This window comes from Pseudomonas sp. TE3910 (assembly GCF_056279025.1).
In genome coordinates this window covers 4,157,012-4,183,032 of the sequence record NZ_JBWBQN010000001.1, presented here as the reverse complement: position 1 = coordinate 4,183,032, position 26,021 = coordinate 4,157,012, and the positions used below count along the sequence as shown (strand labels likewise).

Genomic DNA, 26,021 nt, shown 5'->3' with positions numbered 1-26,021 from the left:
CGTGTGCTCGGAGCCCCTGATGAAGTTCAAGTCGATCCAGTTTTCCGTGGCAGCCCTTGCTGGCGCCATCGTGTTGAGCATCGTTGCTGCACTGGTGCTGTACGCCGTGTTTTCCGGCGCACGGACTCAGACGCTGGTACAGAGCCGCACCCAGCAGCAGTTCGAAACCGTCATTGAACAACGCCTGACGGCGCTGGCGAGCACTCAGGTCAGCCAGATTCAGCGCGGCCTCGAAGCGCCGCTGCTGATCGCCCGCAGCCTGGCGACCAGCAACGCCATGCTGGGCATGAAGGACGCTACGGGTAAGCCCTTGCTGAACATCGAGCGTGAACAACTGATCGCCATGGTCAAGCAGACCGTAGCAAGCAACCCACTGATCCTCGGTAGCTATCTCGGCTGGGAGCCCAACGCGCTGGACCACGACGATGCGCGCTTCGTCGGCACCTCGATCATCGGCATCGACAGCGCCACCGGACGCTTCCTGCCCTGGTGGTTCCGCAACGACGACGGTAGCCTGGGCGTGGATAAACTGGCCGATGTCGACGACCCGACACAACTAGCCACGGGCGTGCGCGCCAGCGAGTACTACCTGTGCTCGAAAGACTCGAAAAAGGCCTGTGTCATCGACCCTGCACCCTACAAGGTGGGTGACAAGGTGGTCATGCTTGCTTCGTTCATCGAGCCCATCATGGTAGACGGTCAGTTCCAGGGCATTGCGGGTGCCGACCTGTCGGTGAACTTCATTCAGGACATGCTCAAGGCCGCCGACAGCCAACTCTACAATGGCGCCGGTGAACTCGCGCTGGTGTCCAGCAACGGACGCCTGGTGGCCTACACCAAGGACGAAAGCAAGTTCGGCGAAAAAGCCAGCGATGTGCTTGGCGCCAATAAAGCTCAGGCATTGAATAGCCTGACCGGCGATAACCTGCGTTACGAGATTGACCGTAGCAACGGCCAGATCGAGCTGTTCTTGCCGTTTCGCATCGGCAATACCGACGCTCGCTGGACCCTGATGCTGCAATTGCCAATCAGCGCGGTGATGGCCGAGCTGGATAAGCTGCAGAGCGACTTGAGTGCACAACGGGCCACTGATATCACCGGAATGACCCTGGTCGGCCTGACTATCGCCGCACTCGGCCTGTTGGTGATCTGGCTGCTGGCCCACGGTATCGCACGACCCTTGCGGCAGATGGTGGCCATGCTCAACGACATCGCTCAGGGTGAAGGTGACCTGACCCGGCGACTGACCAGTGATCGCAGCGACGAACTCGGCGCCATTGCCAAAGGCTTCAACACCTTTCTGAGTAAACTGCAGGCAATGATCACTCAGGTGGTCAGCTCGGTACAGAAAGTCAGCGACTCCTCTGAACACACCGCCGATATCGCCATTCGCACCAACCAGGGTGTGCACAAGCAAATGGCCGAAATCGACCTGGTAGCCACGGCAGTACATGAAATGACCGCCACAGCGCAGGACGTGGCCCGTAACGCAACCCATGCAGCCCAAGCCGCCAGCAGCGCCGACCAGGCCGCCAACGAAGGCCTGCAGATCGTGCGCAGCACCTCCAACTCGATCAGTGCACTGGCCAATGAAATAGGCCGTGCGGTGGGGGTCGTGCAAAACCTGGCCCGCGACAGCGAGAACATCAACGCCATTCTGGTGGCGATCCGCGCCATCGCCGAGCAGACCAACCTGCTGGCCCTGAACGCAGCCATCGAAGCCGCCCGTGCGGGTGAGCAAGGTCGCGGCTTTGCGGTGGTCGCCGACGAAGTACGCAACCTGGCACAGAAAACCCAGAAGGCCACCGAAGAAATCCAGCAGATGATTCAGCAGTTGCAGCAAGGCACCCGCGATGTCGTCAAGGTCATGGAAGACAGCCAGGGCAAGACCGACGACAGCGTGCAACAGGCAGCCAAGGCAGCCGAAGCGCTGGAGAGCATCACCCAGGCCGTTTCGGTGATCAACGACATGAACAACCAGATCGCCAGCGCGGCGGAAGAACAAAGTGCGGTGGCCGAAGACATCAACCGCAACGTGATCAACATCGGCCAGGTGGCCAACGAGGTCGCCGGTGGTGCGGACGAGTCCAGCAACGCCAGCGCCGAACTGACCAAACTGGCTGAACAGCAGCGGCGGCTGATCAACCAGTTCAAGGTCTGAGCCTCAGACGACCAGGCACCTGCGCAGAGGGCCTGTGCTGCTTTAGCGCCGGCCTTACGCCGGCGTCAGGCACTCCGGCGCATTGAGCTTGGGGTCATTGACCAGGTTCGCCAGCACCCGTTCACGCAGTGCCGCGGCAGGGCTGGCCAGCAGGCTATGCAGCTCGGCCAGCGGCGTTTCGGGGTTCAGCCAGGCAGCCTGGCCAGCCTCGTCCAGAATGAGCGGCCGACGCTGGCTCATCGCAGCCTGGGTTACCACTGCCGTGCTCAGCCACACCTGCTCCTGCACCGGATAGGCTTCCCAGACAGCCGCAAAGAATAGCGAAGCCCCTTCCCCCGGCGTCAACCAGTAAGGCCGCTTGCGCACTGAACCGCGCCATTCGTAAAAGCCGTTGGCCGGCATCAGACAACGGCGCAAACGGAAGGCGTCGCGGAACATTGGCTGCTCTGCCAGGGTTTCGGCGCGCGCATGAGCCGGTGTGCGCGACAGGTCGGTCAGCCAGGCCGGCGTCAGCCCCCAACGCGCCCTGGCAAGCTCCAGGTTACCGTCGACACGGCGCTGTATCAGCACTGACGCACCGGGCGAAATGTTCCACTGCGCCTGCTGGTCGGCGGGAAAGCCAGGCAAGGCGGCAAAGGCCGAAGACCAGCGAAACAGGGCGTAACGTCCACACATGGGGCAGGCAACCTAGCAAATCAGAATACCGGGGAGGCTCTCCGGTTCGTCACCCGCGAGGGGTTGGGCAACATTGTACTCGGCGATCAGCCGACGTGCGCGCTCTGCCTGCTCGTCCGGCACCGTCAAACCCAGCAGCCCCTGCATGGGAAGCTCGCCGACACCGCCCAGCAGGTGGCGACCCGCAAGGTGCACGTCGATACCTTCGCTGACCAACATGCCAAAGAGCAATTCAGCCTCAAGCAGATTCTCCGGCTCATAGATCCGTTGCATCACTCGTCCTCGCGTTTTAGATCGAGCATCCACTCGCCATCGTGAACCTGCAGCATGAACACGATCGGTCGACAACATACGGGGCAGTCCTCGACATACTCCTGATCGCCGCCCGACAGATCGAGCACCGCTTCAAACTCCTCCCCACAGTAGGGACAATCATGGAACTCAGTCTCCAGCATCGCGGCCTCCAGCGTGACTTGTGCGTATAATCACCGGTCTGTTTACAAGCCCTTTGCGTGTCTGAGCCGTTTTTTTCAGACCCAGGCCTTACTATTACCCTAGCCGTTTCCAACAAGAGAGCATGATGGGCGAATTCGATGCCATCCGACCGTACAACGACGCTGAGGTCCCTGCCGTTCTGGCACGCCTGCTCAGCGACCCGGCTTTCCTCGATATCCTCACCCACTTTCGCTTCCCGCGCATGGCTGGCGCGTTCGGCTGGCTGCTCAAGCCCCTGATCGCCCGCCGCCTGCGCCATGAATTCGCCGGGGTTACCTGCGTATCAACCTTGCAGGACAAGGTCGAGTTCTACGTCGATCACACTATAGAACGGGCTACCGACGGCGTGACCTACACCGGCGTCGAGGGGCTCAAGTCCGGTACGGCCTACCTGTTTCTGGCCAATCACCGCGATATCGTGATGGACCCGGCCTTCGTCAACTACGCCGTGTACCATGCCGGCCTGCCAACCCCGCGCATCGCCATCGGTGACAACCTGCTGCAGAAGCCATTTGTCAGCGACATGATGCGCCTGAACAAGAGTTTCATCGTGCACCGTTCGTTGACCGGCCGCCGTGAGAAACTGGCGGCCTATCAACTGCTTTCGGCCTACATCAACCATTCGATCCGTACCGACGGCCAGTCGATCTGGATTGCCCAGGCCGAAGGCCGGGCGAAAGATGGCGATGATCGCACCGATTCGGCGATCCTCAAGATGTTCCACATGAGCCGCAAGGACGAGCCATTCGGTGAGGTGATTCGCTCGCTGAACCTGAGCCCGGTGTCGATCAGCTACGAATACGACCCCTGCGACCTGGCCAAGGCCCGCGAGCTGTACATTCGCGCCACCACCGGCAGCTACACCAAGGCACCAGGTGAAGATGACCTGAGCATTGCCCAGGGCATCACGGGCTACAAAGGCCGGGTGCACATCAACTTCGCCGCGCCGATCACCGAAGCTTACGAAGACACCAAGCAGTTGGCAGCGGCGATCGACCGGCAGATTCTCGGTGGTTATCGCCTGTTCCCGGCGCACTACTTGGCCTATGCCCAGTGGAGCGACGCCGACCCGAGCCTGCAGGTGCCAAAGGCCTCCGAGCTGTTCGCGGCAGATGAACTGGCCAAGGCGCAGGCCGAATGGCAGCGCCGACTGGACGCCTGCCCCGCCGAACATCGGCCGTATCTGGTGCTGCAGTACGCGACGCCGGTACGTAACCAGTACCGGGTAAAGGCGGGCTTGGCGCTTTAACCGCACGCCAACTGCAGGCGCCGGCACCGCCGGGCGCCTGCACAGGCCGTGCAGGCTCAGCCCTGATGCGTCAGGCGCCCCTGAGCGAGCACGGTTGAATCAGGCCCAGGTGCTGACCCAGGACAGCAGCAGCGCCATTGCCAGGAAGGCAAAGCCCAGCGCGTAATAGAAACGATTGACCCGCACAGTCGTCACATCGAGCACCGCCTCACCCGCAGGCCGCTCCGCCAGTGCGCGTGCCTCGCGACGTCGAGCACCATGCAACAAAAAGCTGCCCGGACAGGTCAGTAGCAACGCCAGCACGTTGATCAGCTTGGCGGGATGGGCGGCCATCAGCCCCCAGAGCATCTGCAGCGACATCGAAAACCTCATAAATGCGAAACGGGACAACCAGAGCCCGGCATTCTACCCAAGCCTTGGCTCGAGTCCTGCGCTTTGCGACAAACGACCGCCCCACTGTCATCCGATCGTCATGCAGCCAGGCCAGTCTATCGGCCGTTGAAAAGACACGGAGCTTCGTCATGCTGCACGCCGAAAACCAGGATCGCCTCTACCTGATCGCCCAGAGCGATGAACAGCAGGCGCTGATCGACGGCCTTGCGTTCAACGTTCAGGACCGTCAGTGGCTGGTGTACTGCGCGCTGGGCGGCCATGCGCATGAGCACCTGCCCGAAGTCGACAGCCAGACCGGTATCAGCATGCTGGACTTCTACGTCGAAGCGGCCTGACGCCTGCGGGTACAAAAAAGCCCGCTACCTGATACCCGGTAGCGGGCTTTTTGCTGAACACGCGTCGGGTTATTCGCCCAGGACCTGACCGACAGTCGGGTCTTTGAACAAACGGGTCAGCGCATCGCTGAGCACATCACTCACCAGTTGGGTATTGGTGTCCTGATTCGGCGCCATGCCGAAACGCTGGTCGAGGGATGCCCCATAGCGGCCACTGTATCGACGGTTGGCATTGGCGACATCAGCGCGGAAGGTAGCGCCAATGGTGGCCTCGGTGACATACAGGCCTTCTTTGGGCGACTGATACTTCAGCTCGACCAGCGTCACGGTCAACTGTGGCGCGTTATAGGCATTCGGCGAAGGGGTGAAGCCCAGCAAACGCACGGCAGCTTCGGCCTGAGCCTGCAATTTTGGCTGGATATCGTTACCGGAAACCGTGATTGCGCTGGTTTCAGGGTACAGACCACCCCGGGTGCCCAAGGTCTGCGAAGCACGACCATCAACCACGCGTACCACGACCGGTTGACCATGGCCAACCGGTGCAAGCTGGGCGGTGAGTTTCGGTTGCGGGCTGAGTTGTTGCGGGCTGTGGGCACAACCGACCAGGGTCAGACTGGTCACAGCGATCAAACCGAACAACAGACGGTGCAACATGCGCATCTCTCCAGGAATAGCAACAAAGGGCATCAGTATAACCAGCACCGACGGTAGCAGCCATCGGCTGGCCACTGGCGAATCAGACCGTGAGAACGGACAGCGGTTCGCTGTCAACACCCTGTCATCTGCTGGGGGTTATGCTTGATGCAGTCATAACAGGTACGCTGCCATGAATTCCCTCTGGGCCCTGCTGTTCAAACGCCAACCCCAACGCTACTTTGCCCGACTCGATGGCGCAGGGCTGTGCCAGGCTTTCAAACACTGCACCGACGCACCAATTGACGGCCACTGGGTGGAGATCAACGAAATTCGGCTACATTGGCTGAACCGCCCCTTGCCGACCAGTGCCAAAGTAATGGCCCGCTCAATGAGCTCCCGCCCTCAGCGAACACTCGCCGCCTGACGACAGGTTCAAGAAATGTCGCTAAAAAGGTCGTTTCTGCCGAAGACCTCGTTATAATCTCCCCCCGATTATAAGGACGTCTCCTGATCGGGCCTCGCAGCACCGCCAATACCAACTGTTGGCACCCTCCGCACCGCCCACAGAGAGCCTTCCACACAGGTCTTGCACCAGCCAGTGAGTCTGATTCATTCGACCCTTGCTCTGCACAGAACCTGCCGGGTCTGCCATCGCGCAGCCCATTTTGAGGTTCACGTCTCCAAAAGAGCGTGAAAAAACGGGTTTCACAACTTCACAAGAGTGTGGCGAGCAAAATGAACAGTCTGGCATGTGCAAAAGCACCAGCAGTGTCCCAACAAGCCCCAAACAGCTGGCAACAGCGCTCATCCAAGGTGGGCGACTGAGGCCGGTCCATAACGCACGACGGATACCTTGACCATAAGTCGAATTGCCGCACGGGTACTAAAATGCGTTCATAGGTAACGCAAAGCCCCGTTGGTGGTGTCCGCTGAAGTTGCAAAACCTGCGAAGAATCGGACATGGCGATCCTGGCTTACCCAGGGATCCCATGCTGTCAATTTGGTGCTGAAGATTTTGGAGACGCGTTAATGGCGCAGAACGAAGCAGTCGATGTGGTACTGGTAGGGGCAGGCATCATGAGTGCCACCTTGGCCGTACTGCTCAAGGAACTCGACCCGGCAGTCAAGCTGGAAGTCGTCGAGTTGATGGATTCGGGTGCCGCGGAAAGTTCCAACCCGTGGAACAACGCCGGTACCGGCCATGCCGGGCTGTGTGAACTGAACTACACGCCTCAAGCTGCCGACGGCAGCATTGATATCAAGAAGGCTGTACACATCAACACCCAGTTCGAGGTCTCCCGTCAGTTCTGGGCGTACCTGAGCAAAAAGGGTGCTTTCAACTCAACGCGGGCATTCATCAACCCGATTCCACACCTGAGCTATGTCGAGGGTGAGAAAGGCATTGCCTTCCTCAAGAAGCGCTATGAGCTGCTCAAGCAGCACCATGCGTTCGCCGACATGGAGTACACCGAAGACAAAGCGGTGATGAAGGAGTGGATGCCGCTGATGATGCCAGGCCGTCCGGCCGACCAGCGCATCGCCGCTACCCGCGTCGTCAAGGGTACCGACGTCAACTTCGGCGCCCTGACCAACAAGTTGCTCAAGCACCTGGCCAATGCACCCGATGCACAGGTCAAGTACAGCAAGAAGGTCACCGGCCTGCGTCGTAACGGCAGCGGCTGGACCGTCAGCATCAAGGACGTCAACAGCGGCAGCAGCCGTGAAGTTGATGCTCGCTTCGTCTTCCTTGGCGCCGGTGGCGCGGCCCTGCCGTTGCTGCAGATGTCGGGCATCGAAGAGAGCAAGGGCTTCGGCGGCTTCCCGGTCAGCGGCCAGTGGCTGCGTTGCGACAACCCGGAAATCGTCAAACAGCACCAGGCCAAGGTTTACAGCCAGGCGTCGGTCGGCGCGCCACCGATGTCGGTTCCGCACCTGGATACCCGTGTTGTCGACGGCAAGACGTCCCTGCTGTTCGGGCCGTATGCCGGCTTCACCACCAAGTTCCTCAAGCACGGCTCGTTCCTTGACCTGCCGCTGTCAGTACGCTTGGGTAACATTGGCCCAATGCTCGCCGTTGCCCGCGACAACATGGACCTGACCCGCTACCTGGTCAGCGAAGTGATGCAGTCGATGGAGCAACGCCTAGAGTCGCTGCGTCGCTTCTACCCAGAAGCCAAGGCGCAAGACTGGCGCCTGGAAGTGGCTGGGCAACGCGTGCAGATCATCAAGAAAGACCCGAAAAAAGGCGGCGTTCTGCAGTTCGGTACCGAACTGGTCGCAGCCAAAGACGGCTCCCTTGCTGCCCTGCTGGGCGCATCGCCAGGTGCTTCGGTAACCGTGTCGATCATGCTTGAACTGATCGAACGCTGCTTCCCTGAGCAAGCCAAAGGCGCCTGGGCGGCCAAGCTCAAGGAAATTTTCCCGGCACGGGAAAAGGTTCTGGCGGCCGATGCTGCGCTGTACCGCAAAATCAGCGCGTACAACGACGAGGCACTGCAACTGGCAGAGCCCAGCCCGACTCAGAACTACGCTTGATCTGCAGCCATAAAAAAACGCCCTTCGGGGCGTTTTTTTATGGGCCTGGCAAACTCAGCCGCGCGCTTTCTCGATGATCTCGATGTAGTCGGCAGCGTTACGCTGGTCCTTGATCAGCGTGGCAAAGGTATTGCCCTGCTCATCCTTGCCATCGAGATCCAGGCCGGCCTCAACAAAGAAACCGACAAAACGCTCGAAGTCGTCGACCCGCAGACCGCGATAAGCCTTGATCAGCTTGTGCAGCGACGGCGAAGTGGCATCGGCCGGCTCGAAATCGAGGAACAACTTGATCTGCGCGTCGCCGATCTCATCACCAATTACCTGTTTCTTGTCTTTACGCATTGCCGACTCCAGCTGAACCATCACGAACATTTCAGGGGTCGGCAGTTTACCCCCGGGCCACCTCGCGCCTCAACGCGTGCGTACGGTTCCCGTGTGCAGGTCCGCCCAGATGTGGCCGTTGGCATAGGTCAAAAATTGCACATACACCGTATCGTTGCGTAGCAAATCAAGAATGACCCGATACTGGGCAAGGGGGTAGTTGAGCGTCAGCGTGCGCGACTTGTCGTCAAACGCCGGTTTCTTCAAGCTTTTGCTTTCAGCATCGAAGCTGATCACGACCTGGCTGATGGTCGCCCCCTTGCTCAGCGGCTTGCCTTTCAAGCGCAACACCAGAGGCGATGTCACCGGGATCGGTTGCTGATTTGATTGGCGCTGATTGCCCACCACCACGGAATAGTCGGTGACCTGCATCAGTTGCTGAGACTCAGGCTTTTCCTGGCGCAGGGAAAGGTCATCAGGTGGCAAGAACTGGCTGTGCAATGGCGCAGCGGCGACAGGGAGGCTCAGTGCTAACAGGAGGGGGATAAACAGGCGCACGGCAGGCTCCTTCGCGGATGGCCTTGCAGTGTGGCGGATGCCCCCATCGTCGGCAAGGCTGGCACCTGCAACATGAGATGCTGCAAGGCGCCGACCTTGTCGGCAACAAGGGCGTTGCGGGCCTTACAGCCCTTTGACCGCGTAGATACCGGCTGCGTTGCGCCAGTAACCTTTGTAGTCCATGCCGTAACCGAAAATGTAACGGTCAATACAGCCCAGGCCGACATAGTCAGCCTTCAGGTCCGGACTGGCCTTGCGGTCGTGGTCTTTGTCGATCAGCACAGCGGTGTGCACAGTGCGCGCGCCGGCATGCTTGCAGAAGTCGATGATGGCGCTGAGGGTATGCCCTTCATCGAGGATGTCGTCGATGATCAGCACGTCGCGGTCAATGAACGAGACTTCCGGCTTGGCTTTCCAGAAAAGATCGCCGCCGCTGGTCTGGTTACGGTAGCGGGTGGCGTGCAGGTACGACGCCTCCAACGGGAAGTTCAGGTGTGTCAGCAACTTGCCAGCGAAAATCAGGCCGCCGTTCATGACACAGAACACGACTGGATTGCTATCGGCCAGGTCTGCGCAGATCTGCGTACCCACGCGGGCAATCGCTGCTTCGACTTCAGCTTCGGTGTACAGGCAGTCAGCCTCGCGCATGACTTGACGGATGTGCTCGAGATCAGCGGACATGGCGCTCTCCAGGGGCGGCAATTGAGAAAAGCGGGCAAAGGTACGCACCCACGGGCATCAGATCAAGCATTTCTGGACTAACGTCCTGATAACCTATAGGACACCTGAAGCGAATAGATTAATCTAGCGCGGTTTTTTTGCCCGCCCCCGGAGCCATTTCCTATGCCTACCCGTGAGATCCGCCATCCGCTGATCCGCCACAAGCTCGGCCTCATGCGCCGTGCCGATATCAGCACGAAGAATTTTCGCGAACTCGCCCAGGAAGTCGGCGCACTCCTGACCTACGAGGCGACCAAGGACCTGCCCCTGGAGAACTACGACATCGAAGGTTGGTGCGGTACTGTCCAGGTCGAAAAAATTGCCGGCAAGAAGATCACCGTCGTACCGATCCTGCGTGCCGGCATTGGCATGCTCGATGGCGTGCTCAGCCTGATCCCAGGCGCCAAGGTGAGCGCCGTTGGTGTTGCCCGCAACGAGGAAACCCTCGAAGCACACACCTACCTTGAAAAGCTCGTGCCGGAAATCGACGAGCGCCTGGCAATGATCATCGACCCGATGCTGGCCACTGGCGGCTCGATGGTTGCAACCATCGACCTGCTGAAAAAGGCTGGCTGCAAGGACATCCGCGCCATGGTCCTGGTCGCTGCCCCCGAAGGTATCGCAGCGGTCGAGAAGGCCCACCCCGACGTACAGATCTACACCGCGTCGATCGACCAACGCCTCAATGAAGACGGCTATATCATCCCAGGGCTGGGCGACGCCGGAGACAAGATCTTCGGTACCAAGCAGAAGGACGCCTGAGCATGCAGGATGAGTTCAACGACCCGCTTTGGCGTCAGGTCGTCTCCGGTGCGCAGATGCTCTTCGTCGCCTTTGGCGCGCTAGTGCTGATGCCTCTGATCACCGGCCTCGACCCGAACGTGGCACTGTTTACCGCGGGTCTCGGAACGCTGCTGTTCCAGGTGGTCACGGGGCGTCAGGTTCCGGTGTTCCTGGCCTCCAGTTTCGCCTTCATCACCCCGATCATCCTCGCCAAGGGCCAGTTCGGCCTGGCCGAAACCATGGGCGGGGTAATGGCTGCCGGCTTCGTCTATACCTTCCTCGGCCTGGCCGTGAAGATCAAGGGCACCGGTTTTATCGACCGCCTGCTGCCGCCGGTAGTGATTGGTCCGGTGATCATTTCGATCGGCCTGGCCATGGCGCCGATTGCCGCCAACATGGCAATGGGCAAGGCCGGTGACGGCACTGAGCTGATTCCCTACAGCACGGCGATGCTGATCTCCATGCCGGCGCTGCTGACCACCCTGATCGTCGCCGTGTTCGGCAAGGGCATCTTCCGCCTGGTACCGATCATCGCTGGCGTACTGGTGGGCTTCGCCCTCGCCTTCGTGTTTGGCGTGGTCGACACGGCCAAGATCGCGGCGGCCCCATGGCTGGCACTGCCGCACTTCACCGCACCTGCATTCAACTGGCAAGCCATTCTGTTCATCGTTCCGGTGGCCTTGGCTCCGGCGATCGAACATATCGGCGGGGTCATCGCCGTCGGTAGCGTGACCGGTCGCGACTACCTGAAAACGCCGGGCCTGCACCGCACCCTGCTCGGTGACGGCATCGCCACCACCACAGCCGGCCTGTTTGGCGGCCCGCCCAACACCACCTATGCCGAAGTCACCGGCGCGGTGATGCTGACCAAGAACTACAACCCGAAGATCATGACCTGGGCGGCAATTTTCGCCATTGGCCTGGCCTTCATCGGCAAGTTCGGCGCACTGCTGCAGAGCATCCCGGTACCGGTGATGGGTGGCATCCTCTGCCTGCTGTTCGGTTCGATTGCCGCGGTGGGGATGAACACCATGATCCGGCACAAGATCGATCTGAGCGAGGCCCGTAACCTGGTGATCGTTTCGGTGACACTGGTGTTTGGTATTGGCGGCGTATTGATTGGCAGCGGCACCGGCCCTGGCGACTGGGGCCTGAAAGGCATTGCCCTGTGCGCCGTGGTTGCCATCGGCCTGAACCTGTTGCTGCCTGGCAACGACAGCTGGAAGAACAAGGCACTGGACGATCAGCAGCCTTGAATACAGCGGGTGCTTGATCCTGCAGGAGCCAGCCGTGCTGGCCCCTGCAGCCACACCACCTGCTTTACGCCCTTTCGCAGAGCGTCTTGAGGGCCTGTACCCAATCCGGGTGATCATTCAGGCACGGCACCAGCACCAACTCCTCCCCTCCCGCCTCGATGAACTGCTCACGCCCACGGTCGCCGATCTCTTCCAGGGTCTCGATGCAGTCGGCGACGAACGCCGGGCACATTACCAGCAAGCGCTTGACCCCGGCTTTGGCCAACTCGTCCAGGCGCGCTTCGGTGTAGGGTTCGATCCACTTCGCCCGCCCCAACCGTGACTGGAATGATACCGACCATTTGCCCTCGGGCAGGCCCATGACCCGGGCAAAAGACTCGGCCGCGCGAATGCACTGTGCGCGATAGCACACGGCAAGTACTTGTGGCGATGCCGTGCGGCAGCAGTCGGCACCCTTGAAGCAATGGTTGCCGGTAGGATCAAGCTTGGTCAGGTGACGCTCGGGCAAGCCATGGAAACTCAGCAGCAAGTGATCGAAATCTTCCTGCAGGTAGGGCTTGGCACTGGCAACCAGTGCATCGATGTACTCTGGTTGATCGTAGAACGGCTGCAGCACTGCCAGTTCAAACGACAATTTCTGCTCGGCAATGACCTGCCGCGCCTGTTCGACCACCGTGGTGACAGTACTGTCGGCGAACTGAGGGTACAGCGGCGCCAGCGTGACCTTGCGCACCCCCTGAGCCGCCAGGCGCGCCAGTACGGTAGGCAAAGAAGGCTCGCCATAGCGCATGGCGATTTCCACCGGGCCGTGCGTCCATTGCTCGCTCATCGCCTGCTGCAGGCGGCGTGTCAGGACCACCAGTGGCGAGCCTTCGTCCCACCAGATCGAGGCATAGGCATGAGCCGACTGCTCTGGACGCTTGATCAGGATCAGCGAGACCAGCAACCGGCGAACCGGCCAAGGCAGGTCGATGACGTAAGGGTCCATCAGGAATTGATTGAGGTAACGGCGCACATCGGCGACATCGGTGGAAGCCGGCGAACCCAAGTTGACCAGCAGCAAAGCATGATCGGTCATGCAACGTCCTATTTCAGAGGCGACTGGACAATTCATCCAGGGCAGATTGCACATCATTGAATTGAAAAGTGAAGCCAGCTGCCAGCAAGCGCACGGGGCGCACACGCTGGCCACCCAGCAGCAGCGTCGACAACTCACCCAGCCCAAGCCTCAGCAACGGTGCCGGAAGGGGTAAAAAGGCTGGCCGATGCAGCGCCCGACCAAGCCGCTTGGCAAACTCTCGGTTACGCACAGGCTCTGGAGCGCAGGCATTATAGGGACCGCTGGCGTCGTTATGCTGCAAGAGAAAATCAATCAGGGCGATTTCGTCATTGATATGAATCCATGGCATCCACTGCCGCCCATCGCCAATAGGCCCACCCAGGCCGAGCTTGAATGGCAGTCGCAGGCGCGACAAAAAGCCGCCCTCACTGGCCAGCACCAGCCCGGTTCGCACCAGCACGACGCGAATACCCAAGGCCTCGGCCTGCTGCGCCGTTTCTTCCCAGGCAATGCACAACTGGCTGGCGAAATCCTCTTTGACCGGCCGTGAGGCCTCTGTCAATTCACGCTCACCACCATCACCATACCAACCCACAGCCGAACCGGAGATCAGCACGGAAGGCCGTTGCTGGCGCTGCTCAAGCCAGGCCAGCAATTGCTCGGTGAGGGTGATCCGACTACCCCAGAGCAGCGCGCGCCGCGCACTGCTCCAAGGTCGATCAGCGATGGGGGCCCCCGCCAGATTGACCACTGCATCCAGCGTTTGATCACCGAACGCCTCAAGTCGATCAATGCCTCGCACCCCGGCCCCACAGAGACGACCGACCTGCTCAGGTCGTCGACTCCACACCGTCAACTGATGCCCTTTTGCCAGCCAGTACTGGCAAAGCCGTTGGCCAATCAAACCAGTACCGCCGGTCAGCAATATATGCATGACTGTGTCCTCATGTGGCGCACGCTTGGTCTATTTTTAAGAACAAGGCACTTTTTTGACCGATCGCTCTCGGATAAACATAGGCGAACCTGGCTGTAACGCGCGGATCAATATTGTACATTGATCAGGCATTGTACAGGTTTGTCAGACAGCGTAGTCTGCGTATCAAAGGTTCAAAGAGGCCATCATGACCATACCTATCGCAATCATCGGCGCAGGCATCGCCGGCTTGTCCGCTGCCCAGGCACTACAAAAAGCCGGGCAGACCGTGCATCTGTTCGACAAAGGCCGAGGCAGCGGTGGGCGCATGGCCAGCAAACGCAGCGAAGCCGGGGCACTCGACCTCGGCGCACAGTATTTCACTGCCCGCGACCGACGCTTCCTTGCCCAGGTTCAGGAATGGCAGGCACACGGCTCGGTCGCAGAGTGGAAACCGCACCTCTACAACTACAAAGCGGGCCAACTCACCCCCTCGCCAGACGAGCAGGTTCGCTGGGTCGGTGTGCCACGCATGAGCGCGATTACCCGCGCCTTGCTCAAAGACTCGACGGTGAACTTCAACTGCCGGATCGCCGAAGTCTTTCGCGGCAAGCATTACTGGCACCTGCAGGACACCGAAGGCTGCAGCCATGGCCCGTTCAGCCGCGTCATCATTGCGGTGCCCGCCCCTCAGGCAACCCAGCTCCTGACGGCGGCACCCAAACTTGCCGCAACCGTCGCCAGCGTACAGATGGACCCCACCTGGGCCATTGCGCTGGGGTTTGAAAGCCCACTGGATACGCCCCTGCAGGGGTGCTTCATACAAGACAGCGCACTCGAATGGCTCGCGCGCAATCGCAGCAAGCCAGGACGCGACGAACACGTTGATACCTGGGTACTTCACGCCACAGCGAACTGGAGCAAACAGCACATCGACCTCGCCAAGGAGGCCGTGATCGAGCAGTTGCTCGGCAACTTCGCCGAGCTGATTGGCTGTGCCGTGCCTGCGCCGTGCTTCTCTCTCGCCCATCGCTGGCTGTATGCACGCCCTTCCAGCAACCATGAGTGGGGGGCGCTGGCTGACCCTGACCAGGGCCTGTATGCCTGCGGCGACTGGTGCCTGTCAGGTCGGGTTGAAGGGGCCTGGCTGAGTGGCCAGGAAGCCGCTCGGCGACTGCTTGAGCATCTGGACTGATTTTGCCAAAAAGCTGTACAAATCGTTTGACTTGTACAGCCTCCTATCTATGATGATCAAATCTGTACATAACATTTAATTTGTACAAGTTTTGGACTCGCCATGGATACTCACGAGCTGCCGCACAAACCCAAAATCGCCATCAGCGCTTGCCTGGTCGGCCAGGAAGTACGCTTCAATGCTGGCCATAAAGCCTCGAAGCTATGCAACGAGACACTGGCCAAGTACTTCGACTTCGTTCCGTTGTGCCCGGAAATGGCCATCGGCCTGGGCGTTCCGCGAGCCGCCATTCGATTGGTGGGCGATCCTCAGCAGCCTCGTGTTATCAACCCTCGCGAACCCGAGCTGGACCTCTCTGGCCCGCTTGGTGCCTACGGGCGGCAGATGGCCAATGAGCTTCAGGACATCTGCGGCTATATCTTCATGCAAAAGTCGCCGTCCTGTGGGCTTGAACGGGTCAAGGTGTATCAAGACAACGGCTACCCGGCCACAGAGGGTGGACGTGGTGCCTATGCCGCAGCGTTTTGTGCCGAACGACCTGATCTTCCTGTGGAGGAAGATGGCCGCCTGTGCGACCCGGCCTTGCGTGAGAACTTCATCACCCGCGTCTACGTGTACGCGGAGTGGCAAAAATACCTGGCGCAAGGCCTGAGCCGACATGCACTGATCAGCTTCCACGCCCGCTGCAAGTACCTGTTGATGGCAAACAACCCACAACAGTACAAAGTCCTGGGCAAGCTGCTGGGTAGCATGAGCCGCAGTGATGACGCCGAAGAAATTGGCCCGCGCTACTTCAGCCAACTGATGAAGGCACTGAGCCGCTGCGCCAATCGCGGCACCCATGGCAACGTACTGATGCACCTGAGTGGGTACCTGCGCGATTTCATTGAGGCCGCCGACAAAGAGGAAATTCGCCAGACGATCGATCAGTATCAAGCCGGAACGGTGCCACTGGTCGTCCCACTGACCCTGCTCAAGCACCACCTGCGTCGGCACCCTGACCCTTATCTGGAGCAGCAAATCTACCTGAAGCCACACCCTGAAACCCTTGGCCTGCGCAATGCCATCTGAGCCGCTGCCACTGCCGATCCGAGAGGTTGCACGCCTCACCGGCGTCAACCCGGTTACGCTTCGCGCCTGGGAACGACGCTATGGCCTGATTACCCCACAACGCACAGGCAAAGGCCATCGACTGTATAGCACCGAGCATGTGCAGCGCATTCAACAGATCGTCCAATGGCTCAACCGTGGTGTGTCTGTCGGCCAGATCAAGGCCCTGCTGGACAGCCGCCCGGTAGCCTCCCAGACAGATCAACACGGTGCCTGGCAGGCCATGCGCCAGGACATAACCGGCAGCATCGCTGCCTTGGCAGAACGCCGTCTGGACCAACAGTTCAATCAGGCGATCGCCTTGTACCCTGCGACCACGCTGTGCGAGCAACTGCTGCTCCCCCTGTTCGCCGAGCTGGAGCTGCGCTGGCAAAGCCAGTTTGGCGCACGCATGGAACAAGTGTTCTTCCACTGCTGGCTACGCAGCAAACTCGGAGCGCGCCTCTATCACAGCAACCGCCAACTCAATGGCCCGGCAGTACTGCTGATCAACGGCTCAGACCTGGTCTTCGATCCACGGTTGTGGCTATGCGCCTGGCTGCTCAGTAGTGCCGGGTACGCGGTAGAAGTATTCGACTGGCCACTGCCCCCTGCCGAGCTGGCGCTGACCCTCGAACGCATGCAACCCCAGGCGCTGTTACTGTGCCTGAACAGGGCGGTCGATATGCGTCAACTTGAGCGCAGCCTGAGTGCAATCCAGATACCTACCCTGCTGGACGGCAGCGCGATCAGCATCCATCAGGATGACCTCATGGCACTGGCGGTGAAAAACCCCCGGCTATGCCTGCTCGACACCCCGTTGGAGGTCGTGCAAGCGTTGCAAGACGCCTCACGATAACTCAACCCCTGCGATATCAAGGAACCCACATGCAACTCCTCTGGCTGCGTAGCGATCTTCGCGTGTCCGATAACACCGCTCTGGCCGCCGCTGCAGAGCGCGGCCCGACACTGGCCGTCTGGCTGGTCAGCCCAAGCCAGTGGCTGGCGCATGACGATGCGCCGTGCAAGGTCGACTTCTGGCTACGCAGCCTGCGAACCCTCAGCCAGTCACTGGCCGCATTGAACATTCCGCTACTGGTTCGTCAGGCAGAGCACTGGGACAACGCCCCCCAGGTTCTGCTACAGCTGTGCCGGGAGCACAATGTGCAGACACTGCACATGAATGAGGAATACGGGGTTCACGAACAGCGCCGAGACGATGCCGTACATAACCAGTTGAGCGACGCCGGAATCGAGGTGGTGAGCTATCTGGACCAGTTGCTGTTCAAACCCGGCAGCATATTGACCAGGACCGGCGGTTACTTTCAGGTGTTCAGTCAGTTTCGCAAAACCTGCTATGAACGCCTGCACCTGGCCCTGCCTCGGCTGATCGCAAGCCCCGCGCCGCAGCAACCCTTGGCAATTGCTAGCGACCCGATCCCTGAATCAGTACCGGGTTTCAACAACGTCCCGGAAACACTGCGCGCGCTCTGGCCAGCCGGCGAGCAAGAAGCTCAAAGGCGGCTGAACGCCTTTGTCGAGGACGCCATCGAGGACTATCAGGATCAGCGCGACCTTCCGGCGCTGCCTGGCACGAGCCAGTTGTCCCCCTACCTCGCTGCCGGGGTGATCTCCCCACGCCAGTGCCTGCACGCGGCGCTTTCACACAATCGAGGCGAGTTCGACAGTGGCAACAAAGGCGTTGTGACCTGGGTGAATGAACTGCTGTGGCGCGAGTTCTACAAACATATTCTGGTCGGGTATCCGCGGGTATCGCGACACCGCGCTTTCCGCCTGGAAACCGAAGCGGTGCCGTGGCGCAACGCGCCTGACGAGCTGGAGGCATGGCAGCAAGGGCGCACCGGCATTCCGATCATCGATGCGGCCATGCGCCAACTACTGGCCACCGGCTGGATGCATAACCGCCTGCGCATGGTCGTTGCGATGTTCCTGACCAAAAACCTGCTGATTGACTGGCGTGAAGGCGAACGCTTTTTCATGCGTCATCTGATCGACGGTGACCTGGCGGCAAATAACGGCGGCTGGCAATGGAGCGCATCAACCGGCACTGATGCCGTCCCTTATTTTCGGATCTTCAACCCGATCAGTCAGTCGCAACGCTTCGACAGTGAGGGACGTTTTATTCGGCATTGGTTGCCGGAACTGGCTGACCTGGACAACAAAACCATCCACGCCCCTCAGTCGGTGGGCGGGCTGTTTGCTGTTCGTCACTATCCTGGCCCGATAGTGGATCTGGGCAGCAGTCGACAGCGGGCCCTGAGTGCGTTCAAACACTTACCCCAAAAACCCGAATGAAGAGGCAGTTGAGCAGCGGCTAAGCCGCTGCTCGCGTAATCGCCAGGGAATCAGAGTGGCATGCGATAGTGCAGGGAGTAGCTTTCTACGCCGTCGTTGGGCGTTGTCAGGCCGGCGTTAGAGTAGTGGATGGCACGCACACCCAGTTCATGCCCTCCGGCGAAACGCAGGCCAAAGCCAATACGGTCTTCAAACTGGAACGACGAGCCGAGCCTGTTACTTTCCAGCTCGGTGCTGGAGAAGGCTGCGATACCAATACCCGCTTCGACATAAGGCTTGATGGACTCACCGGCAAACTCATAAACAAACACCGGTGCAAACGACAGGCTGTGGTTACTGGTGGTTTCATCGCCCTCCCAATAGGTGTAGGCGCCATCCCAATACCCCGTGACACGGCCGACACTGGTCTGCAACCAACTGGCATCCCAGTTGGATTGCAAACCAAAGCGATAGACCATGGTCGAGTCGCCGGTCTGCCCTACCGAGACCGATGCATCGGCGGCTTGTGCTGTAAATGATTGCCCCAGAATCACGGCTGCAGTTGCAGCCAAGCAAAGCAGTTTCTTCATGAGAAACGTCCTGTTCTTAATGCAGTTTTTAGTTTTTCTGTTTCATTCAACAACGTAGTAGAAAATTGCCATCAGTTGTCAGTTCCGCACCGCAAAAACGCTCTCCCCCAGCGTTTCACAAACCAAGACTGTGCACGTTCTCAGACTGACCCCACAACAATGGCAGGATTTTAAGCAGATGCGCTGGGCTGGCACTCGTCCAGAACTGCGCAGGTCGGGCTGGCCCCTGCGCCAATAACCCGCGTTCACCGAGCAAACGCTGCAATTGCCGAGCCACCGCTGCGCCAGTATCGATGATTGCTATGTCGGCCGGAACAAGCTCGGCGAGCAATGGCTTGAGGAAAGGATAATGCGTGCACCCCAGGATCAGCGTATCGCACCCGGCAGCCAACAGCGGTGTCACATAGCCCTGCAGCAACTGGCGCAACGAGGGGCTGTCTAGATCGCCGGCTTCAATGCATTCGACCAGGCCTGGGCAGGGTTGGGTGACAACCCGCACATCGTTGGCGAAGCGATCGAGCAACGCAGCAAACTTGGCGCTCTGTAGCGTACCCGTCGTTGCCAGCACCCCGACCACACCGCTGCGGGTTGCTGCCGCCGCGGGTTTGACCGCAGGCTCCATACCCACAATCGGCCAGTCGGGGTAACGTTCACGCAGGTCGGCCACCGCGGCGACTGTTGCAGTGTTACACGCCAACACCATCGCCTTGGCCCCTTGGGCACGGAAAAACTCGGCAACGATCTGGCAGCGTTGACGAATAAACGCAGGCGACTTCTCCCCATAGGGAATATGTCCGCAATCAGCGACATACAGCAATGACTCGCAGGGCAATAAACGCGCGATTTCGGCAAGCACCGACAACCCGCCGACGCCAGAATCGAAAACCCCGACGGGTGCTGCCGGATCACCCATGCCGATCACCGCAAACGGCACACCCCGGGTCGCGCTTCACTCGCAGCTCGCGAAAACGGCTGCCCAGCGCATCAATCAACAACAACCGCCCAATCAGCGGCTCACCGAAACCCGCCAGCATCTTCAAGGCTTCCAGTGCCTGCAAGCTGCCAACCAACCCAACCAGCGGGCCAATCACGCCCGCCTCGCTGCAGGTCAGCTCGGCGTCACTGCCATGCCCATACAGGCAGTGGTAGCAGGGGCTGTGTGGCTGTCGCGGGTCGAAGACCGACAATTGCCCCTCCAGGCGAATCGCGGCGCCACTGACCAGCGGCTTGCCCGCTGCCACGCACGCGCGATTGACTGCCTCACGGGTGCCGAAGTTGTCCGAGCAGTCGAGCACGAGGTCAACTGCGCGCACGGCCTCAGCCAACGAGTCTTCGTCAAGCGCCGTACGATGGGCCACCAGGGCAATCTCGGGGTTGATCGCCTGCAAGCGTGCCAGCGCAGAATCGACCTTGCTCATGCCGATCGATGGGGTGTCATGCATGACCTGACGCTGCAGGTTGGTCAGGTCGACCGTATCAAAGTCAGCCAGGTGCAGTTCACCAACACCCGCAGCAGCCAGATACAACGCGACCGGTGAGCCGAGGCCGCCGAGGCCGACTATCAGCGCCCGACTGCCCTTGAGCTTCAACTGACCGTCGATGTCGACCTGCGCCAGGAGGATCTGTCGGCTGTAGCGCAACAGCTCCTGATCGCTCAGCATAGGAGGCGCCCCAAGGTAATACGTTCATGACCGGCAAGGTCATCGCGGCTTTCGATCTGCTCGAAATCGTTCTGAGCCAGCAGCTCGCGTACCGCAGCGGCCTGATCGTAACCGTGTTCAAGCAACAACCAGCCGCCCGGCTCCAGGTGCTGCGGCGCCTGAGTGATGATCGCGCGCAGATCGTCCAGGCCATCTTCACCTGCAACCAGCGCACTGCTGGGCTCAAACCGCACATCACCGGCCACCAGATGCGGATCTGCAGCAGCGATGTAAGGCGGGTTGCTGATGATCAAGTGGAAACGCTCACCGTCCAGCGCGCTGAACCAGTGACTGTTGAGCACCCGGACGTTGTCCAGCTGCAGACGCTGGCGGTTGCGTTCAGCCAGGGCCACGGCCTCGATCACACGGTCGACGGCGGTCACCTGCCACTGTGGTCGCTCGCTGGCCAGTGCCAGCGCAATGGCCCCGGTTCCGGTACCAAGATCGAGTACACGAGCGGGCAGCGCTGGCAGCAGCTCAAGGGCCGCCTCTACCAGCAGCTCGGTTTCCGGACGCGGAATCAGTGTATGAGGCGCCACTTCCAGATCAAGTTTCCAGAACCCCTGCTGCCCCAGAATATACGCCACAGGCTCACCGGCACGGCGGCGCTGCAGGTAGTCGGCAAAGGTCTGGGCCGCCTCACTGGTGACGATCCGCTCTGGCCAGGTATGCAGGTAACTGCGCGACTTGCCGATGGCAGCCGCCAGCAACAACTCGATATCCAGACGCGCCGTCGGCGAATCCGGCAGCTCCGCACCGCGAAGCAGGCTGGCAATAATCGTCATTTACTCACCCAGTGCTGCCAGTTGGTCAGCCTGATACTCGGCCAGCAATGGTTCGATGACCGCATCGACCCCGCCCGCCAACACTTCATCAAGGGAATACAGGGTCAGGTTGATACGGTGATCGGTCACCCGGCCCTGTGGGTAGTTGTAGGTACGAATACGCTCGGAACGATCGCCCGAGCCGACCAGCAGCTTGCGCTCACTGGCAATGGCATTCTGTGCCGCGCTGGTCTGCATGTCATTGAGCTTGGCCGACAGCCAGGACATGGCGCGCGCCCGGTTCTTGTGCTGCGAACGCTCTTCCTGGCACTCCACCACGATGCCGGTCGGCAAGTGCGTGATACGAATCGCCGAATCGGTCTTGTTCACGTGCTGACCGCCCGCCCCGGAAGAGCGGTAAGTGTCGACCCGCAAATCAGCCGGGTTGATCTCGATTGCCACCTGCTCGTCAGGCTCGGGCAATACCGCGACGGTACACGCCGAGGTATGAATGCGCCCTTGGGATTCGGTTTCCGGTACCCGCTGCACGCGGTGCGCACCCGACTCGAATTTCAGCTTGCCGTAGACGTTATCGCCTTCGACCCGCGCAATGATTTCCTTGTAGCCGCCGTGCTCGCCCTCGTTCTCCGAGAGGATCTCCAAACGCCAGCCACGTCGCTCGGCATAACGCGAGTACATGCGGAACAGATCGCCGGAAAAAATCGCCGCCTCGTCCCCGCCCGTACCCGCGCGGATCTCCAGGAACACGTTGCGCCCATCGTTCGGGTCCTTGGGCAGCAGCATGCGTTGCAACTGGCTTTCCAGTGCGAGCAACTGCTCCTTGGATTCGCGCACCTCTTCCACAGCCATTTCCCGCATATCCGGGTCACTGTCCTTGAGCAGCGCCTGAGCCCCCTCAAGCGCGTCCTGAACCTTGCGCCACTGCGCATAGGCAGCCGCGACGGGCTCAACTTCGGCGTACTCCTTGGAATAGGCACGGAAGCGGGTCTGATCGGAAATGACTTCAGCATCACCCAACAGGGCAGTCAGTTCCTCGAAGCGGTCCTGGAGGGTATCCAGTTTATTGAGCAGCGACGCTTTCATTGCGGGGGTTTATCCGTCGAGCCCTCGTTGAGGGCAAAGAGTTCCTGGGCCATGGCCAGCGCATCGAGGCGGCCTTCGGCAGAGAGCTTTTTCAACTGCACACTCGGCGCATGCAGCAACTTGTTGGTCAAGCCACGGGCCAACTGCGCCAAGACCTCCTCGGCATTGGCACCGTTGGCCAGCAGGCGCTGGGCCTTTTGCAATTCCTCGTCGCGCAGCCGCTCACCTTGCTGGCGGTAGGCCTTGAGCACATCCACCGCCGCCAACTCACGCAGGCGCAGCATGAAGTCTTCGGCACCGACCGAGACCAGCTCCTCGGCCGCCTGGGCGGCGCCCTGACGGCTCTTGAGGTTCTCGGCGACAACGTCGTGCAGGTCATCGACGGTGTACAGGTAAACGTCGTCCAACTCACCGACTTCTGGTTCGATATCCCGAGGTACGGCGATATCCACCATGAAAATCGGCTTGTGCTTACGCAATTTCAATGCGCTTTCTACCGCGCCCTTGCCAAGAATCGGCAACTGGCTGGCGGTGGAACTGATCACGATATCGCTGTGCACCAGTTCATGGGGAATGTCTGCCAGCAACACCGCATGGGCACCGAACTGTTCGGCCAGCGTGCTCGCACGCTCCAGGGTTCGGTTAGCCACCACAATGCGCCGCACCCCCTGCTCATGCAGGTGACGGGCCACCAGGGTAATGGTTTCACCAGCCCCGATCAGCAGCGCCTGGCTACGCCCCAGGTCACTGAAGATCTGCTTGGCCAGGCTCACAGCGGCAAACGCCACTGACACCGGGTTTTCGCCGATGGCCGTGTCGGTGCGCACCTGCTTGGCAGCACTGAACGTGGCCTGGAACAAACGCCCCAGCAAGGGGCCAATGGTCCCGGCCTCGCGCGCCACGGCATACGCCGATTTCATCTGGCCCAGGATCTGCGGCTCGCCCAGCACCAGCGAGTCGAGCCCGGAGGCAACCCGCATCATGTGCCGCACGGCATCGTGATCTTCATGGACATAGGCACTGGCACGCAGCTCTTCGAGGCTGAGCTGGTGATATTCGGCCAACCAGCGCAATACGCTGTCGGCCGCCAGGTGGTCCTGTTCGATGTAAAGTTCGCTGCGGTTGCAGGTCGAGAGGATCGCGGCTTCGCGGCTGGCGGTGAGTCGACAGAGCTGCTGCAAGGCTTCGACCAGCTGCTCGGGCGTAAACGCCACGCGCTCGCGTACGTCTACCGAGGCAGTCTTATGGTTGATACCGAGTGCAAGAAAGGCCATTCAAGGTCGCTGATTATGACGTGAAGCCGATAATTGTCCTACTTCGCAGGTTAGAGAACAACCACCGCTCACTATTGTCTCTATAGTCAGTACCTAAGTCTGTACTTCCAGAGGCCATCACTTATGGGTTTGCCCTAGCGCTTGTGTCATGATGATCCGACCGCAGGTTAGTCGCCCAAAATCCCCACTATGAATAGATCCTCCGCGTTGTTCCTTGCCTTTGCCTTGCTTCAGGGCTGCCAGACCCTGGCTCCGGATTCCCCGGATGCCAAGGCGCCTGCCGCCGAGACTGCACCTCCTGAACAGGTCAAGCCCACGGTCTACGGATCCTTCAGCCAGGACACCGTCTATAGCCTGTTGACCGCCGAATTGGCAGGCCAGCGCAATCGCTTCGATATCGCGTTGGACAACTATGTTGCCCAAGCCATCAAAACCCAGGACGCCGGTATCTCAGAACGTGCCTTCCGCATCGCCGAGTACCTCGGTGCCGACCAGGCTGCGCTGGACACGGCGCTGATCTGGGCAAAGAACGCACCAGAAAGCCTCGATGCGCAACGCGCCGCTGCAATACAGCTGGCGCGGGCCGGGCGCTATGACGACTCCATGAACTACATGGAGAAGGTCCTGCAGGGCCAGGGTGACACGCACTTCGATTTCCTGGCGCTGTCAGCCGCCGAAACCGATCAGGAAACCCGTGATGGTCTGCAGAAAAGTTTCGACCGCCTGCTGCTGAAGTACCCGGACAATAGTCAGCTGGTGTTTGGCAAGGCCCTGCTGCTACAACAGGATGGCAATGCGAACGCCGCACTGGAACTGCTCGAAAAACACCCGCCAGAGGCCGGCGAAATCGCTCCGGTACTGCTGCAGGCACGCCTGCTGCAAAGCCTCGATCGCGGCAAGGAAGCACTGCCACTGCTGCAAAAGACCATTCGCAAGTACCCCGACGACAAGCGCCTGCGCCTGACCTATGCGCGCATGCTGGTCGAACAGGACCGGGTCGAGGATGCCAAGGTCGAGTTTGCCAGCCTGCTACAGCAATACCCGGACGATGACGAGCTGCGCTACTCACTGGCACTGGTCAGCCTGGAGGCCAAGGCCTGGAACGAAGCCGAAAGCTACCTGCAAGAGCTGATTGCCCGCGGTAGCCGGGTCGATTCGGCACACCTGAACCTGGGTCGCCTGCATGAAGAGCGTAATGACCCGGAAGGCGCATTGATCGAGTACGCCCAGGTTGGCCCCGGCAATGATTACCTGCCAGCACAACTGCGCCAGGCCGACATTCTCATCGCCAACGGTCGAGCCACCGAAGCCTCGCGGCGCCTGGCCGCAGCGCGTGAAGCCCAACCGGACTACGCTATCCAGTTGTACCTGATCGAAGCCGAAACCCTTGGCAACAACAACAAGGACGCCCAGGCCCTGCAGGTGCTGCAACAGGCCATCAAACTGTACCCCGACGACCTGAACCTGCTTTACACCCGCGCCATGCTTGCGGAAAAGCGCGACGACCTGGCCCAGATGGAAAAGGACCTGCGCAGCATCATCAGCCGCGAGCCGGAAAATGCCATGGCCCTCAACGCCCTGGGCTACACACTGGCCGACCGCACGACACGCTATGCCGAAGCCAAAGGCCTGATCGAAAAAGCCCACCAGATCAACCCGGAAGACCCCGCCGTGCTCGACAGCCTCGGCTGGGTCAACTACCGCCTGGGCAACCTCGACGAAGCTGAACGCCTGCTGCGCCAGGCCCTGGAACGCTTCCCCGACCATGAAGTCGCCGCCCACCTGGGCGAAGTGCTCTGGGCCAACGGCAAACGCCGCGAAGCGCGCCATGTCTGGGCCAAAGCCTTAGAAGACCAACCTGACAGCCCTATCCTGCGCAAAACCCTCCTGCGCCTGACCGGATCCGAGACTCTGTAAGCC

At 60.3% G+C, this 26,021-nt stretch carries 28 protein-coding genes and 1 pseudogene; 13 read left to right on the top strand and 16 right to left on the bottom strand.

What is annotated here, in order from left to right; genetic code table 11:
* Positions 1-19: 19 nt before the first annotated feature.
* Positions 20-1,306, top strand: a pseudogene (locus ACZ9H3_RS19105) (methyl-accepting chemotaxis protein); the annotation flags it as partial.
* Positions 1,307-1,318: 12 nt separating this feature from the next.
* The gene (locus tag ACZ9H3_RS19100; protein WP_371917185.1) at positions 1,319-2,161 is read left to right on the top strand and encodes a methyl-accepting chemotaxis protein; all 843 of its coding nucleotides are present in this window, start codon (positions 1,319-1,321) and stop codon (positions 2,159-2,161) included.
* Between the two features lie 54 nt (positions 2,162-2,215).
* On the opposite strand, the gene ACZ9H3_RS19095 is transcribed toward ACZ9H3_RS19100, so the two are convergent.
* The 3 genes from ACZ9H3_RS19095 to ACZ9H3_RS19085 are packed head-to-tail and all read right to left on the bottom strand — an operon-like array spanning position 2,216 to position 3,291.
* Positions 2,216-2,836 carry an SOS response-associated peptidase gene (locus ACZ9H3_RS19095; protein ID WP_065759151.1) on the bottom strand — a complete coding sequence of 207 codons (621 nt, stop codon included), beginning with the start codon at positions 2,834-2,836 and terminating at the stop codon, positions 2,216-2,218.
* A 12-nt stretch (positions 2,837-2,848) separates the two neighbouring features.
* Positions 2,849-3,109 (bottom strand): putative signal transducing protein, encoded by a 261-nt coding sequence (locus tag ACZ9H3_RS19090; protein ID WP_102051847.1) that lies wholly within the window; start codon positions 3,107-3,109, stop codon positions 2,849-2,851.
* Positions 3,109-3,291 (bottom strand): CPXCG motif-containing cysteine-rich protein, encoded by a 183-nt coding sequence (locus ACZ9H3_RS19085; protein WP_065759153.1) that lies wholly within the window; start codon positions 3,289-3,291, stop codon positions 3,109-3,111. The genes ACZ9H3_RS19090 and ACZ9H3_RS19085 overlap by 1 nt, the downstream gene beginning before the upstream one ends.
* A gap of 122 nt (positions 3,292-3,413) precedes the next feature.
* Here ACZ9H3_RS19085 and ACZ9H3_RS19080 point away from each other — a divergent pair, with 122 nt between their 5' ends.
* On the top strand, positions 3,414-4,580 hold the full coding sequence (locus ACZ9H3_RS19080; protein ID WP_099773545.1) for a 1-acyl-sn-glycerol-3-phosphate acyltransferase: 1,167 nt from the start codon (positions 3,414-3,416) through the stop codon (positions 4,578-4,580).
* A gap of 99 nt (positions 4,581-4,679) precedes the next feature.
* Here ACZ9H3_RS19080 and ACZ9H3_RS19075 read toward each other — a convergent pair whose 3' ends face one another.
* Complete coding sequence (locus ACZ9H3_RS19075; protein WP_065761027.1) at positions 4,680-4,940, bottom strand: hypothetical protein; 261 nt, start codon at positions 4,938-4,940, stop codon at positions 4,680-4,682.
* A gap of 161 nt (positions 4,941-5,101) precedes the next feature.
* Between ACZ9H3_RS19075 and ACZ9H3_RS19070 the strand changes: the two genes are divergently transcribed.
* Positions 5,102-5,308 (top strand): hypothetical protein, encoded by a 207-nt coding sequence (locus ACZ9H3_RS19070; RefSeq protein ID WP_065761026.1) that lies wholly within the window; start codon positions 5,102-5,104, stop codon positions 5,306-5,308.
* A 69-nt stretch (positions 5,309-5,377) separates the two neighbouring features.
* Here the strand turns inward: ACZ9H3_RS19070 and ACZ9H3_RS19065 are convergent, their stop codons facing one another.
* Complete coding sequence (locus ACZ9H3_RS19065) at positions 5,378-5,962, bottom strand: YajG family lipoprotein (RefSeq protein WP_065761025.1); 585 nt, start codon at positions 5,960-5,962, stop codon at positions 5,378-5,380.
* Between the two features lie 172 nt (positions 5,963-6,134).
* Between ACZ9H3_RS19065 and ACZ9H3_RS19060 the strand changes: the two genes are divergently transcribed.
* On the top strand, positions 6,135-6,368 hold the full coding sequence (locus tag ACZ9H3_RS19060) for a hypothetical protein (RefSeq protein WP_099773544.1): 234 nt from the start codon (positions 6,135-6,137) through the stop codon (positions 6,366-6,368).
* Between the two features lie 605 nt (positions 6,369-6,973).
* On the top strand, positions 6,974-8,479 hold the full coding sequence (gene mqo / locus ACZ9H3_RS19055; protein WP_065761023.1) for a malate dehydrogenase (quinone): 1,506 nt from the start codon (positions 6,974-6,976) through the stop codon (positions 8,477-8,479).
* Positions 8,480-8,533: 54 nt separating this feature from the next.
* Here mqo and ACZ9H3_RS19050 read toward each other — a convergent pair whose 3' ends face one another.
* From ACZ9H3_RS19050 to ACZ9H3_RS19040, 3 genes are all read right to left on the bottom strand, one after another.
* Positions 8,534-8,821, bottom strand: a complete 288-nt coding sequence (locus tag ACZ9H3_RS19050; protein WP_102051843.1) for a PA4642 family protein — start codon at positions 8,819-8,821, stop codon at positions 8,534-8,536.
* 69 nt (positions 8,822-8,890) lie between these two features.
* Complete coding sequence (locus tag ACZ9H3_RS19045) at positions 8,891-9,358, bottom strand: hypothetical protein (protein WP_065761022.1); 468 nt, start codon at positions 9,356-9,358, stop codon at positions 8,891-8,893.
* A 123-nt stretch (positions 9,359-9,481) separates the two neighbouring features.
* A complete protein-coding gene (locus ACZ9H3_RS19040) occupies positions 9,482-10,039 on the bottom strand; it encodes a hypoxanthine-guanine phosphoribosyltransferase (RefSeq protein WP_065761021.1) in 558 nt (185 codons plus the stop codon).
* A 162-nt stretch (positions 10,040-10,201) separates the two neighbouring features.
* Between ACZ9H3_RS19040 and upp the strand changes: the two genes are divergently transcribed.
* Positions 10,202-10,840 (top strand): uracil phosphoribosyltransferase, encoded by a 639-nt coding sequence (gene upp / locus ACZ9H3_RS19035; protein WP_065761020.1) that lies wholly within the window; start codon positions 10,202-10,204, stop codon positions 10,838-10,840.
* 2 nt (positions 10,841-10,842) lie between these two features.
* A complete protein-coding gene (locus tag ACZ9H3_RS19030) occupies positions 10,843-12,117 on the top strand; it encodes a uracil-xanthine permease family protein (RefSeq protein WP_476221978.1) in 1,275 nt (424 codons plus the stop codon).
* A 64-nt stretch (positions 12,118-12,181) separates the two neighbouring features.
* On the opposite strand, the gene hemH is transcribed toward ACZ9H3_RS19030, so the two are convergent.
* Together hemH and ACZ9H3_RS19020 are read right to left on the bottom strand one after the other, a co-directional pair.
* Positions 12,182-13,195 carry a ferrochelatase gene (gene hemH, locus ACZ9H3_RS19025; RefSeq protein ID WP_409276750.1) on the bottom strand — a complete coding sequence of 338 codons (1,014 nt, stop codon included), beginning with the start codon at positions 13,193-13,195 and terminating at the stop codon, positions 12,182-12,184.
* A gap of 13 nt (positions 13,196-13,208) precedes the next feature.
* Positions 13,209-14,111 (bottom strand): TIGR01777 family oxidoreductase, encoded by a 903-nt coding sequence (locus ACZ9H3_RS19020; RefSeq protein ID WP_454240704.1) that lies wholly within the window; start codon positions 14,109-14,111, stop codon positions 13,209-13,211.
* Between the two features lie 187 nt (positions 14,112-14,298).
* Between ACZ9H3_RS19020 and ACZ9H3_RS19015 the strand changes: the two genes are divergently transcribed.
* From ACZ9H3_RS19015 to phrB, 4 genes are all read left to right on the top strand, one after another.
* Positions 14,299-15,285 (top strand): NAD(P)/FAD-dependent oxidoreductase, encoded by a 987-nt coding sequence (locus tag ACZ9H3_RS19015; RefSeq protein WP_102051840.1) that lies wholly within the window; start codon positions 14,299-14,301, stop codon positions 15,283-15,285.
* Between the two features lie 102 nt (positions 15,286-15,387).
* The gene (locus tag ACZ9H3_RS19010; RefSeq protein WP_099773540.1) at positions 15,388-16,356 is read left to right on the top strand and encodes a YbgA family protein; all 969 of its coding nucleotides are present in this window, start codon (positions 15,388-15,390) and stop codon (positions 16,354-16,356) included.
* Positions 16,346-17,233 (top strand): MerR family transcriptional regulator, encoded by an 888-nt coding sequence (locus ACZ9H3_RS19005; protein WP_099773539.1) that lies wholly within the window; start codon positions 16,346-16,348, stop codon positions 17,231-17,233. Before ACZ9H3_RS19010 ends, ACZ9H3_RS19005 begins: the two co-directional genes overlap by 11 nt.
* 29 nt (positions 17,234-17,262) lie before the next feature.
* Positions 17,263-18,690, top strand: coding sequence for a deoxyribodipyrimidine photo-lyase (gene phrB / locus ACZ9H3_RS19000; RefSeq protein ID WP_476221975.1), 1,428 nt, complete (start codon positions 17,263-17,265; stop codon positions 18,688-18,690).
* 50 nt (positions 18,691-18,740) lie between these two features.
* Here phrB and ACZ9H3_RS18995 read toward each other — a convergent pair whose 3' ends face one another.
* The 6 genes from ACZ9H3_RS18995 to hemA all read right to left on the bottom strand — a co-directional run bounded on the left by ACZ9H3_RS18995 (position 18,741) and on the right by hemA (position 24,101).
* The gene (locus ACZ9H3_RS18995) at positions 18,741-19,259 is read right to left on the bottom strand and encodes an acyloxyacyl hydrolase (protein WP_065761012.1); all 519 of its coding nucleotides are present in this window, start codon (positions 19,257-19,259) and stop codon (positions 18,741-18,743) included.
* 115 nt (positions 19,260-19,374) lie between these two features.
* Positions 19,375-20,172 carry a glutamate racemase gene (murI, locus tag ACZ9H3_RS18990; RefSeq protein WP_476221973.1) on the bottom strand — a complete coding sequence of 266 codons (798 nt, stop codon included), beginning with the start codon at positions 20,170-20,172 and terminating at the stop codon, positions 19,375-19,377.
* A complete protein-coding gene (locus ACZ9H3_RS18985; RefSeq protein ID WP_102051837.1) occupies positions 20,165-20,920 on the bottom strand; it encodes a molybdopterin-synthase adenylyltransferase MoeB in 756 nt (251 codons plus the stop codon). The genes murI and ACZ9H3_RS18985 overlap by 8 nt, the downstream gene beginning before the upstream one ends.
* Positions 20,914-21,744, bottom strand: coding sequence for a peptide chain release factor N(5)-glutamine methyltransferase (gene prmC / locus ACZ9H3_RS18980; protein WP_476221971.1), 831 nt, complete (start codon positions 21,742-21,744; stop codon positions 20,914-20,916). Before prmC ends, ACZ9H3_RS18985 begins: the two co-directional genes overlap by 7 nt.
* The gene (prfA, locus tag ACZ9H3_RS18975) at positions 21,745-22,827 is read right to left on the bottom strand and encodes a peptide chain release factor 1 (RefSeq protein WP_065761008.1); all 1,083 of its coding nucleotides are present in this window, start codon (positions 22,825-22,827) and stop codon (positions 21,745-21,747) included. It lies immediately after the preceding gene.
* Positions 22,824-24,101: a glutamyl-tRNA reductase gene (hemA, locus tag ACZ9H3_RS18970; RefSeq protein ID WP_065761007.1), complete on the bottom strand. Its 1,278-nt coding sequence runs from the start codon at positions 24,099-24,101 to the stop codon at positions 22,824-22,826. Before hemA ends, prfA begins: the two co-directional genes overlap by 4 nt.
* 189 nt (positions 24,102-24,290) lie before the next feature.
* Between hemA and ACZ9H3_RS18965 the strand changes: the two genes are divergently transcribed.
* Positions 24,291-26,018: a tetratricopeptide repeat protein gene (locus ACZ9H3_RS18965; protein ID WP_454240696.1), complete on the top strand. Its 1,728-nt coding sequence runs from the start codon at positions 24,291-24,293 to the stop codon at positions 26,016-26,018.
* Positions 26,019-26,021 lie beyond the last annotated feature (3 nt).

What these genes read in the sequence shown, in the direction of transcription:
- prmC (WP_476221971.1), bottom strand. Translation starts at nt 21,744, where the DNA reads ATGACGATTATTGCCAGCCTGCTTCGCGGTGCGGAGCTGCCGGATTCG.
- ACZ9H3_RS19060 (WP_099773544.1), top strand. Translation starts at nt 6,135, where the DNA reads ATGAATTCCCTCTGGGCCCTGCTGTTCAAACGCCAACCCCAACGCTAC.
- murI (WP_476221973.1), bottom strand. Translation starts at nt 20,172, where the DNA reads ATGGGTGATCCGGCAGCACCCGTCGGGGTTTTCGATTCTGGCGTCGGC.
- ACZ9H3_RS19015 (WP_102051840.1), top strand. Translation starts at nt 14,299, where the DNA reads ATGACCATACCTATCGCAATCATCGGCGCAGGCATCGCCGGCTTGTCC.
- prfA (WP_065761008.1), bottom strand. Translation starts at nt 22,827, where the DNA reads ATGAAAGCGTCGCTGCTCAATAAACTGGATACCCTCCAGGACCGCTTC.
- ACZ9H3_RS19090 (WP_102051847.1), bottom strand. Translation starts at nt 3,109, where the DNA reads ATGCAACGGATCTATGAGCCGGAGAATCTGCTTGAGGCTGAATTGCTC.
- ACZ9H3_RS19070 (WP_065761026.1), top strand. Translation starts at nt 5,102, where the DNA reads ATGCTGCACGCCGAAAACCAGGATCGCCTCTACCTGATCGCCCAGAGC.
- phrB (WP_476221975.1), top strand. Translation starts at nt 17,263, where the DNA reads ATGCAACTCCTCTGGCTGCGTAGCGATCTTCGCGTGTCCGATAACACC.
- ACZ9H3_RS18965 (WP_454240696.1), top strand. Translation starts at nt 24,291, where the DNA reads ATGAATAGATCCTCCGCGTTGTTCCTTGCCTTTGCCTTGCTTCAGGGC.
- ACZ9H3_RS19020 (WP_454240704.1), bottom strand. Translation starts at nt 14,111, where the DNA reads ATGCATATATTGCTGACCGGCGGTACTGGTTTGATTGGCCAACGGCTT.
- hemA (WP_065761007.1), bottom strand. Translation starts at nt 24,101, where the DNA reads ATGGCCTTTCTTGCACTCGGTATCAACCATAAGACTGCCTCGGTAGAC.
- ACZ9H3_RS19085 (WP_065759153.1), bottom strand. Translation starts at nt 3,291, where the DNA reads ATGCTGGAGACTGAGTTCCATGATTGTCCCTACTGTGGGGAGGAGTTT.
- ACZ9H3_RS19005 (WP_099773539.1), top strand. Translation starts at nt 16,346, where the DNA reads ATGCCATCTGAGCCGCTGCCACTGCCGATCCGAGAGGTTGCACGCCTC.
- mqo (WP_065761023.1), top strand. Translation starts at nt 6,974, where the DNA reads ATGGCGCAGAACGAAGCAGTCGATGTGGTACTGGTAGGGGCAGGCATC.
- ACZ9H3_RS19065 (WP_065761025.1), bottom strand. Translation starts at nt 5,962, where the DNA reads ATGTTGCACCGTCTGTTGTTCGGTTTGATCGCTGTGACCAGTCTGACC.
- ACZ9H3_RS19010 (WP_099773540.1), top strand. Translation starts at nt 15,388, where the DNA reads ATGGATACTCACGAGCTGCCGCACAAACCCAAAATCGCCATCAGCGCT.
- ACZ9H3_RS19095 (WP_065759151.1), bottom strand. Translation starts at nt 2,836, where the DNA reads ATGTGTGGACGTTACGCCCTGTTTCGCTGGTCTTCGGCCTTTGCCGCC.
- ACZ9H3_RS19040 (WP_065761021.1), bottom strand. Translation starts at nt 10,039, where the DNA reads ATGTCCGCTGATCTCGAGCACATCCGTCAAGTCATGCGCGAGGCTGAC.
- ACZ9H3_RS19050 (WP_102051843.1), bottom strand. Translation starts at nt 8,821, where the DNA reads ATGCGTAAAGACAAGAAACAGGTAATTGGTGATGAGATCGGCGACGCG.
- ACZ9H3_RS19100 (WP_371917185.1), top strand. Translation starts at nt 1,319, where the DNA reads ATGATCACTCAGGTGGTCAGCTCGGTACAGAAAGTCAGCGACTCCTCT.
- ACZ9H3_RS19030 (WP_476221978.1), top strand. Translation starts at nt 10,843, where the DNA reads ATGCAGGATGAGTTCAACGACCCGCTTTGGCGTCAGGTCGTCTCCGGT.
- ACZ9H3_RS19080 (WP_099773545.1), top strand. Translation starts at nt 3,414, where the DNA reads ATGATGGGCGAATTCGATGCCATCCGACCGTACAACGACGCTGAGGTC.
- hemH (WP_409276750.1), bottom strand. Translation starts at nt 13,195, where the DNA reads ATGACCGATCATGCTTTGCTGCTGGTCAACTTGGGTTCGCCGGCTTCC.
- ACZ9H3_RS18985 (WP_102051837.1), bottom strand. Translation starts at nt 20,920, where the DNA reads ATGCTGAGCGATCAGGAGCTGTTGCGCTACAGCCGACAGATCCTCCTG.
- ACZ9H3_RS19075 (WP_065761027.1), bottom strand. Translation starts at nt 4,940, where the DNA reads ATGTCGCTGCAGATGCTCTGGGGGCTGATGGCCGCCCATCCCGCCAAG.
- ACZ9H3_RS18995 (WP_065761012.1), bottom strand. Translation starts at nt 19,259, where the DNA reads ATGAAGAAACTGCTTTGCTTGGCTGCAACTGCAGCCGTGATTCTGGGG.
- upp (WP_065761020.1), top strand. Translation starts at nt 10,202, where the DNA reads ATGCCTACCCGTGAGATCCGCCATCCGCTGATCCGCCACAAGCTCGGC.